Source organism: Streptomyces sp. ISL-66 (genome assembly GCF_018614135.1).
GTDB lineage: Bacteria > Actinomycetota > Actinomycetes > Streptomycetales > Streptomycetaceae > Streptomyces.
The window spans coordinates 18,954-27,163 of sequence record NZ_JAGGOW010000060.1 but is presented as its reverse complement, the minus strand read 5'-3'; the positions used below and the strand labels follow the sequence as shown (position 1 = coordinate 27,163).

The following is an 8,210-nucleotide window of genomic DNA, read 5'->3' as shown; positions in this document are numbered from 1 at the left end:
ACCCCTACACCCGCGCGCTGGTCGGCTCGCTCCCCGACATGGACACCGACCGGTCGGGCCCCCTCACCACCATCCCCGGCCGCCAGCCCGCCCCCGGCGACGTCGGCGACGGCTGTGCCTTCGCCGACCGGTGCGCCTTCGCCACCGGCCGCTGCGCGATCCGCCCGAAGCTGCTCGCCCGTACGGAAGAACACTCCGTAGCCTGCTGGGAGGTCCTGTGAACATCAGCGAACTCACCGTCCGCTTCGGATCCTTCACAGCGGTCGACGCCGTCAGTCTGGAGGTGCCGGAGGGTTCCGTCACCGGTCTCGTCGGAGAGTCCGGTTCCGGAAAGTCCACCCTCGCCCGCGCGGCGGCCGGTCTGACGCCGTACCGAGGCACGATCTCCGGGGTCACACGAGGCCGCGTCCAGATGGTGTTCCAGGACCCGTACTCCTCGCTCAACCCGCGCATGAGCATCGGCGACGCCATCGCCGAGGGCGCACGCGTGCCGCGCGCCCAGCGGCCTGCGGAGGTCGGGCGGCTCCTGGAACTGGTCTCCCTCCCGGCCACGTACGCGAGCAAGTACCCCCGCGAACTGTCCGGCGGCCAACGCCAGCGCGTCGCCATCGCCCGCGCACTGGCGGCCGAACCGGAGCTGCTCATCGCGGACGAGATCACCTCCGCCCTCGACGTCTCCGTCCAGGGAGCCGTACTCAACCTCATCCGCGACCTGCGCAGCGAACTCGGCCTGACCATGCTGTTCATCTCGCACAACCTCGCCGTCGTGCGGTACGTCTGCGACGCCGTCGCCGTCATGCACCACGGCCGGCTCGTGGAGTCCGGCCCCGTCGAGGACGTGATCGGCGCGCCCCGGCACGAGTACACCCGCACCCTGCTTGACGCGGTCCCGCGCCTGGCCCGTGCCTGAACCCACCTTCGCGCCCGACGGCCCGCCGCCTCGTACGGGCCGCAGGACACGTCCTCCATCCGACCCGAAGGGCTCGTCGTGACCCACGATCTCCACCGCCGTGCCGTCGTCGCCGACGCGCACAACGATCTCCTCATGGCCGTCGCCGCACGTCCCCCGAAGCGCTGGGGCTCCTTCTTCCGCGAACGCTGGCTGCCGCAACTGCGCGAGGGCGGCATCGACATCCAGGTCCTGCCCGTGTTCATCGACGACCAGTACCGACCCGAGGGCGCCCTCCGGCAGACCCTCCGCATGATCGAATGCGCCCATGTCCTCGCAGAGGCCAACGCCGACGACGTCGCCCTCTGCTTGAACGGCACCGACATCGACGCCGCCCTCGCCGAGAGCAAGATCGCGCTGGTCCTCGCCCTGGAGAGCGCACCCGGTGTCGACGCCTCCGTCGAGCTCTTCGCCACCCTGTTCCGGCTCGGCGTGCGGATCTCCTCGATCGCCCACTGGGGGCGCACCCCGCTCGCGGACGGCAGCCGCGAGGATGCCACCGGCAGCCGGCTGACCGTGCCCGGCGTCGAGGCGCTGCGGGAGATGGAACGCCTCGGGATGCTCTTCGACGTCTCCCATCTGGGGGCGAGCGGCGTCGCGCACGTCCTGGAACTGGCCACCCGCCCCTTGATCGCCACCCATTCGTGCGCCCGCGCCCTGCGGGACCACCACCGCAACCTCACCGACGAACAGATCCGCGGCGTGGCCGCCACCGGCGGCGTGGTCTGCGTGAACTTCGTCCCGGACTTCCTCACCGACAACCAGGCGAAGGTGAGTGCCGACCGGATCGTCGACCACATCGAACACATCGTCTCCGTCGCCGGGATCGACCACATCGGCCTCGGCTCGGACTTCGTACGCGAGGTGATGACGGACGTCACACCACCTTGCTGCGAGAACCTCGACGACGAGGATCCGATGTTCGACTTCCCCGGCCTCGAGGGCCCGGCGGGCATGCCCCTGGTGACCGGGGCGCTCGTCCGCAGGGGCCTGTCCGAGGAGGACATTCTGAAGATCCTCGGCGGGAACATGCGACAGCTCATGAGCAAGCACATGGGCTGACACTCGAAATTGCCAGTGCCCGGCCGGTCGTACCACCCGCCGGGCACTGGCAGCTCCGTGGACCTTGGGTGCCCGGTACGAACCGGGCGCTCAGGTTGTGACCGCGGCACCAACCGGGCCGTGTCCGGCGTGCCTAGCGTGGCGGTCATCCCAACCTGGAGGACCACCGTGCCGGTTGCCCAAGAACCCCTTCCCCCGCGAGCGGACCATGCGGCCGACCTCGATGTCATGCTCGCCGACCTCGAAGAACTCGTGACCTGTGAGTCGTACTCCGCCGACCACGCCGCGGTGGCCCGCAGCGCGCGGGTGGTCGCGGAGCAGGGCAGCCGGTTGCTCGGCGCCCGGCCGCAGACGCTGGTGATCGACGGCGTCACCCATGTCCAGTGGACCTTCGGCACCCCGCGGGTCCTGCTCCTGGGGCACCACGACACCGTTTGGCCGATCGGATCCCTCAAGACCCACCCCTGGTCGGTGGAGCAGGGCATCGCCCGCGGCCCCGGTGTCTTCGACATGAAGGCCGGACTGGTCCAGATGTTCCACGCCCTGGCCTCCTTGCCCTCCCTGGACGGGGTGTGCGTACTGGTTACGGGCGACGAAGAAGTCGGATCGGACGCCTCCCGCCCGCTCATCGAGGACCTGGCGCGTCAGTGCGCGGCCACGCTCGTCCTGGAGCCCGCCGCCCCCGGGGGAGCGCTCAAGACCAGCCGCAAGGGCGTTTCCCTCTACGACATCACCGTCCACGGCCGCGCCGCCCATTCCGGTCTGGAGCCCGAGAAGGGCATCAACGTCGCGACGGAACTCGCCCACCAGATCCTGGCCCTGAGCCGGATCGCCGACACCGTCACCGCGCGGACCGGGCCCGGCACCACGGTCACCCCCACCCTGATGTCGGCCGGCACCGCGACCAACACCGTCCCCGCCCGTGCCGACCTCAGCGTGGATGTACGAGTCCCCAGCCCCGCGGCGCAGGAAGCGGTCGACCAGCTGATCAGGACCCTGCGAGCGCACGACCCCGGCGCGCGCCTGCGGATCGCCGGCGGCCCCAACCGCCCGCCCCTGGACCCCGGCGCCTCTGAGAACCTCTTCGCCCTGGCCGGCGACATCGCCGCGCGACTCGGCCTCGACCCCTTGCGGCGGGCGGCCGTCGGCGGCGCCTCCGACGGCAACTACACCGCCGGGGCCGGCTGCCCCACCCTCGACGGCCTCGGCGCTGTCGGCGACGGGGCCCACGCCGACCACGAACACGTCGTCACCGCCACGATGCCGGACCGTGCCCGGCTCCTTTCCCACCTCGTCGGAGCGATGCAATGAGTGGGTCCGAAATCCGCGAACTCCACGCCATGGAGGAGTTCGACGACGTCAGCCGGCTCTACGCCGAGATCTGGGGGACGGACGCCGGGGGCGGCCCCGTCTCCGCCGAGGTGATGCGCGCCCTGGCCCACGCCGGCAACTACGTGGCCGGCGCGTACGAGGACGGCCGCCTGACCGGTGCGTCCGTCGCCTTCTTCGGCGAACCCATGGGCACCACCCTGCACTCCCACATCACCGGCGCCTCCATGGGACGCGGCATCGGCCTCGCCCTCAAACTGCACCAGCGCCAATGGGCGCTCGCCCGCGGGCTCAAGCGCATCACGTGGACCTACGATCCGCTGATCCGCCGCAACGCCTACTTCAATCTCGTCAAGCTGGGCGCCCGCCCCGAGGAGTACCTGCAGTCCTTCTACGGCGCCATGGACGACGCCATCAACGGCGGCGACGAGTCCGACCGCGTCCTGACCGCCTGGGACCTGACCGCACCCGCCGGCCCGTACGGCTTCGAGCTGCCCGCCGGTGCCGTCCACGGCGTCCGAAACCACGACGGCCGCCCCGTGGTCGGCCCGACCGACGCCGACACCGTCCTCATCGACCTCCCCGACGACATCGAGTCCCTGCGCCGTACGGACCCGGGCGCGGCCCGGGAATGGCGGCTGGCCGTCCGGCACACCCTGGGCGGCCTGCTCGCCGAGGGAGCCCGCGTGGCCGGCTTCCACGACCGTCGCAGCTACGTCATCCACCGCACCCGCACCTCAGGAGCCACCCGCACATGAAGACGAAGATCTCCGGCGTCGAACTGCGCCGCATCGCGATGCCGCTCGTCGCACCGTTCCGCACCTCCTTCGGCGTCGAGACGAGCCGTGACGTCCTGCTGGTCCGCGTCGTCACCTCCGACGGAACAGAAGGCTGGGCGGAATGCGCGGCCATGTCCGAGCCCCGCTACTGCTCCGAGTACGTCGACGGAGCCCAGGACGTACTGCGCCGCTTCCTCATCCCGGCCCTGCCGAAGGACGGCGTGGACGCGGCCACCGTCGGCCGCGTACTGGAACCCTTCACCGGCCACCACATGGCGAAGTCCGTCCTGGAGACGGCCGTTCTCGATGCCCAGCTCCGCGCCTGCGGAGAGTCCTTCGGCTCCTACCTGGGCGCGGCCGGGGACCGCGTCCCCTGCGGCGTCTCCGTGGGGATCATGGACTCGGTACCCGAGCTCCTGGACGCGGTGGAAGGCTACGTGGCCGAGGGCTACGTCCGGATCAAGCTGAAGATCGAGCCCGGCTGGGACGTCGACCCCGTCCGCGCCGTCCGCGAACGCTTCGGTGACGACCTCCTCCTCCAGGTCGACGCCAATGCCGCGTACACCCTGGTCGACGCCCAGCAGCTCGCCAAGCTCGACGACTTCGGCCTCCTGCTGATCGAACAGCCCCTGGCCAACGACGACATGGTCCAGCACGCCCAGCTCGCGAAGCTGCTGCGCACCCCGATCTGCCTGGACGAGTCCATCGAGTCCGCCGCCGACGCCGCGGCGGCCATCTCCCTCGGCGCCTGCTCCGTCATCAACATCAAGCCGGCCCGCGTCGGCGGCTACCTCGAAGCCCGCCGCATCCACGACATCGCCCGCGCCCACGGTGTCCCGGTCTGGTGCGGCGGCATGCTGGAGACCGGCATCGGCCGCGCCGCGAACGTCGCCCTCGCGGCCCTCCCGGGCTTCACCCTCCCGGGCGACACCTCGGGCTCGAACCGCTACTTCGCCACGGACATCACCCCGCCGTTCGTCCTCTCCGACGGCCACCTCGACGTCCCGACGGGCGCGGGCCTCGGCATCGAGCCGCTGCCCGACGTCCTGAACGAGGTCACCACGTCCACCGAATGGATCGCGTTCTAACTCTCTGTGCAGGGCAGTCGGGCATCCTGAAGGCTTCCTGGGCCACCGCGCCCAGGGAGCCTCGCTACTGGTACGGCACACCTCCCGCACGGAGGACCTGGTCCCCCGGGACGGATCCGCCCCGCCGGATTGAGATCCGGACACGAAGGAAAACGACCGCTCCTCCGCCACAGTGGAACCACCGCCCCGCGTGACGGCAGGAGGGTTTCCACCACCGAGCATCCAAGCCGTCACGCAGCCCGCCCGCTCCCTCGACTCGACCGGATCACCATCCCCAGTGGGACGCGGGCGGGCGCCGCTCATTCGCCTCGTCGACCACAGGCCGGACCACTCATGAGAGCGAGCACCCCTCGCAGGGCGATGCCCTTCCTCTGCGGTTGAGGCCATTGCAACGCCGGGTCCCGGCCACCAGCCCCGCCTCCCGCATTGAGCGAACGCGGGCCGCGCGTATGCTCCCCGCCGGGTCATCCTCGGCTCTGTGTGTACTTCCCGCCGATCCGGCCGTCCCGCTGCCCGCCTTCGCCGCCCGGGTCCTCGGCTCGGCCCACGCCCTCGACGCCGGCCACCCGGGCGCGATTGCCGGGGGCTGTGAGCTGAGCTCCCGGCGCACGTCCAGGTAGTAGCGCAGCCGGACACCGGGCTGCCCCGGATCCCGCGTCGTACGGTCTGCCGTCGCGGTCGCCCACCGTCCGCAACGGATCTCACAGAAACCGGCGGTGCCGCCGGTACGGCCGAAGGGTCCGAACCAGTACCGGGAGTCAGGCCGCGACGAGCTCCTGCTCGCGGTCCGGCGTCGTGACCTTGGACTTCTTGTTCGGCAGCGAGAGCCGGAAGACCTTGTGCCACGCGGAGTACACCTGCTTGGGCAGCGGCCCGGTGACGTACTCCAGCTCGTACTTCTCGAACAAGGCGCGCACCTTCACCGCGACCTCGGCGTACCGGTTGCTCGGGAGGTCCGGGAACAGGTGGTGCTCGATCTGGTGCGACAGGTTGCCGGTCATGAAGTGCATGGCCTTGCTGCCGCTGATGTTCGCCGAGCCCATCATCTGGCGCAGGTACCACTGGCCGCGCGTCTCGCCTCTGATCGACCGGCGCTCGAAGACCTGCACGCCCTCGGGGAAGTGCCCGCACATGATCACCGAGTGGGACCAGATGTTGCGGACCAGGTTCGCGGTGAACGTGGCGGCGAGCGTGGTGAGGAACGACGGGCCCGAAAGGAGCGGGTGGATCACGTAGTCCTTGAGCACCTGTTTGCGGATCTTGCGGCCCACGGCCCGGGCCTGCGCGCGGAACTCCGGGTTCTTGCGGCGGCGCTTGTGCAGGTTCTTGCCGAGTTCCAGGTCGTACGCTGCGATGCCGTACTCGAAGAAGCAGGCGTTGAGGAAGTTCCACAGCGGCTGGCCGAGGTGGAACGGGTGCCACTTCTGGTCCTCGTCGACGCGCATGATGCCGTAGCCGAGGTCGTTGTCCTTGCCGATCACGTTGGTGTACGTGTGGTGCAGCTCGTTGTGCGAGTGCTTCCACTGCTCGGCCGGCGAGACGTGGTCCCAGTCCCAGGTGGTGGAGTGGATCTTCGGATCCCGCATCCAGTCCCACTGGCCGTGCAGGATGTTGTGGCCGATCTCCATGTTGTCCATGATCTTCGCCACGGACAGACCGGCAGTGCCGATCAGCCACGCGGGCGGGAAGAACGAGAACAGCAGCACGCCCCTGCTGACCAGCTCGAGCTTGCGCTGCGCCGAGATGACCTTGCGGATGTAGGCGGCGTCTTTCTCGCCCCGGCTGGCGATCACCTCGTCGCGGATCGCGTCCAGCTCGCGGCCGAGCTCCTCGATCTGCTCCGCTGTCAGGTGGGCGGTGGGGTCGATGGCGGTCAAGGTGCTCCTACCGTTCGATGTCGCAGGGGCCCGCCGCGGCGGACACGCAGGTCTGGATGAGGACGCCCGGCTCGGCTTCGGTGATCGCGCCGGTGCGCAGGTCGCGGACGGCGCCCGCCTTGAGCGGCGTGACGCAGCCGAAGCAGATGCCCATGCGGCACCCGGACGGCATGAGCACGCCGGCCTCCTCGCCGACGTCCAGCAACGGCGTGGCGCCGTCCGCGCCGACGGTCATGCCGGTGGTGCTGAACGTGACCTCGCCACCGCCACCGCCACCGTCACTGGCGACGACGATGCCGGGGCGGAAGCGTTCGGTGTGCAGGCGCTCCTGGACGCCGTGCTCGCGCCAGTGATCTTCGGCAGTGTCGAGCAGGCCTGCGGGCCCGCAGGCCCAGGTCTCGCGCTCGGCCCAGTCGGGCACGAGTTCGTCGAGACGCGCGATGTCGAGCGTTCCGTCTGTGTCGGTGTGCAGCTCGGTGAGACGCAGCTTCTTGGCCACGACCAGGTCGTGCAGGTCGTTGCGGAAGATCACGTCTTGCGGCCGTGGCGCGGAGTGGACCATGACGACGTCGTCGAGCTCGACGTCGCGCAGCATGCCCATCACCGGCGTGATGCCGCTGCCGGCCGTCAGGTAGAGCACTTTGGGGGGCTTGACCTGCGGCAGTACGAAGTCACCGGTCGGCTGGTCGAGCTGGATCAGCGTGCCCGGTTTCGCGCTGCGGACCAGGTGATTGCTGACCTTGCCGTCCGGGATCGCCTTCACGGTGATCGTGATGCGGCCGTCCCGGCGGTTGGTCGGCGAGGTGAGCGAGTAGGCACGCCACAGGCGCACCCCGTCGACGTCGACCCCGATCCGCACGTACTGACCGGCTGTGTGACCGCCCCAGCCCCGTCCCGGCCTGATCACGAGGGTCGCGGCGTCACCCGTCTCGGGGTGCACGGCCTCGATGCGCCCACGCAGGTCGGCGCCCGCACGCAGCGGGCTGACCAGGTCGAGGTAGTCCGACGGCAGCAGCGGCGTCGTGACCATCTCCAGCAGTTTCCACGCCCTGCTGCGGAGGGCTGCACTCGTCATGACTCCAGCTTGATGCGCCTCGTGGCGTAAAGTCCTGTCCGCAAGACGTGA

General features: G+C 70.2%; 9 protein-coding genes and 1 pseudogene. 7 read left to right on the top strand and 3 right to left on the bottom strand.

Annotation, left to right across the window (positions count from 1 at the left end; translation table 11 throughout):
• The 7 genes from J7E97_RS12795 to J7E97_RS12765 form a co-directional block, all read left to right on the top strand.
• Nucleotides 1-221: oligopeptide/dipeptide ABC transporter ATP-binding protein (locus tag J7E97_RS12795; RefSeq protein ID WP_374224145.1), on the top strand; the 221-nt coding region annotated here is incomplete at its 5' end.
• Entirely contained in the window at nucleotides 218-910 is a 693-nt protein-coding gene (locus J7E97_RS12790) for an ABC transporter ATP-binding protein (RefSeq protein WP_215026047.1), read from the top strand. The genes J7E97_RS12795 and J7E97_RS12790, both read left to right, overlap by 4 nt.
• Before the next feature lie 78 nt (nucleotides 911-988).
• Entirely contained in the window at nucleotides 989-2,011 is a 1,023-nt protein-coding gene (locus tag J7E97_RS12785) for a dipeptidase (protein ID WP_215026044.1), read from the top strand.
• A gap of 228 nt (nucleotides 2,012-2,239) precedes the next feature.
• Nucleotides 2,240-3,322 carry a M20 family metallopeptidase gene (locus J7E97_RS12780; RefSeq protein ID WP_215026059.1) on the top strand — a complete coding sequence of 361 codons (1,083 nt, stop codon included), beginning with the start codon at nucleotides 2,240-2,242 and terminating at the stop codon, nucleotides 3,320-3,322.
• Nucleotides 3,319-4,098, top strand: coding sequence for a GNAT family N-acetyltransferase (locus J7E97_RS12775; RefSeq protein WP_215026041.1), 780 nt, complete (start codon nucleotides 3,319-3,321; stop codon nucleotides 4,096-4,098). Before J7E97_RS12780 ends, J7E97_RS12775 begins: the two co-directional genes overlap by 4 nt.
• On the top strand, nucleotides 4,095-5,207 hold the full coding sequence (menC, locus tag J7E97_RS12770; protein WP_215026038.1) for an o-succinylbenzoate synthase: 1,113 nt from the start codon (nucleotides 4,095-4,097) through the stop codon (nucleotides 5,205-5,207). The genes J7E97_RS12775 and menC overlap by 4 nt, the downstream gene beginning before the upstream one ends.
• A gap of 449 nt (nucleotides 5,208-5,656) precedes the next feature.
• Nucleotides 5,657-5,827, top strand: coding sequence for a TIGR02679 domain-containing protein (locus tag J7E97_RS12765; RefSeq protein WP_215026035.1), 171 nt, complete (start codon nucleotides 5,657-5,659; stop codon nucleotides 5,825-5,827).
• On the opposite strand, the pseudogene J7E97_RS35750 reads toward J7E97_RS12765, so the two are convergent.
• The 3 genes and pseudogenes from J7E97_RS35750 to J7E97_RS12755 form a co-directional block, all read right to left on the bottom strand.
• Nucleotides 5,815-5,907, bottom strand: a pseudogene (locus J7E97_RS35750) (DUF6207 family protein); the annotation flags it as partial. The gene J7E97_RS12765 and the pseudogene J7E97_RS35750 overlap by 13 nt on opposite strands.
• A gap of 58 nt (nucleotides 5,908-5,965) precedes the next feature.
• Complete coding sequence (locus J7E97_RS12760) at nucleotides 5,966-7,084, bottom strand: acyl-CoA desaturase (RefSeq protein WP_215026032.1); 1,119 nt, start codon at nucleotides 7,082-7,084, stop codon at nucleotides 5,966-5,968.
• A gap of 7 nt (nucleotides 7,085-7,091) precedes the next feature.
• Nucleotides 7,092-8,159, bottom strand: a complete 1,068-nt coding sequence (locus J7E97_RS12755) for a ferredoxin reductase (RefSeq protein WP_251054366.1) — start codon at nucleotides 8,157-8,159, stop codon at nucleotides 7,092-7,094.
• Between the last annotated feature and the right edge of the window lie 51 nt (nucleotides 8,160-8,210).

Excerpts from the sequence above, each read along its gene's own strand:
- J7E97_RS12780 (WP_215026059.1), top strand. The coding sequence starts at position 2,240 with ATGCTCGCCGACCTCGAAGAACTCGTGACCTGTGAGTCGTACTCCGCC.
- J7E97_RS12775 (WP_215026041.1), top strand. The coding sequence starts at position 3,319 with ATGAGTGGGTCCGAAATCCGCGAACTCCACGCCATGGAGGAGTTCGAC.
- menC (WP_215026038.1), top strand. The coding sequence starts at position 4,095 with ATGAAGACGAAGATCTCCGGCGTCGAACTGCGCCGCATCGCGATGCCG.
- J7E97_RS12765 (WP_215026035.1), top strand. The coding sequence starts at position 5,657 with ATGCTCCCCGCCGGGTCATCCTCGGCTCTGTGTGTACTTCCCGCCGAT.
- J7E97_RS12755 (WP_251054366.1), bottom strand. The coding sequence starts at position 8,159 with ATGACGAGTGCAGCCCTCCGCAGCAGGGCGTGGAAACTGCTGGAGATG.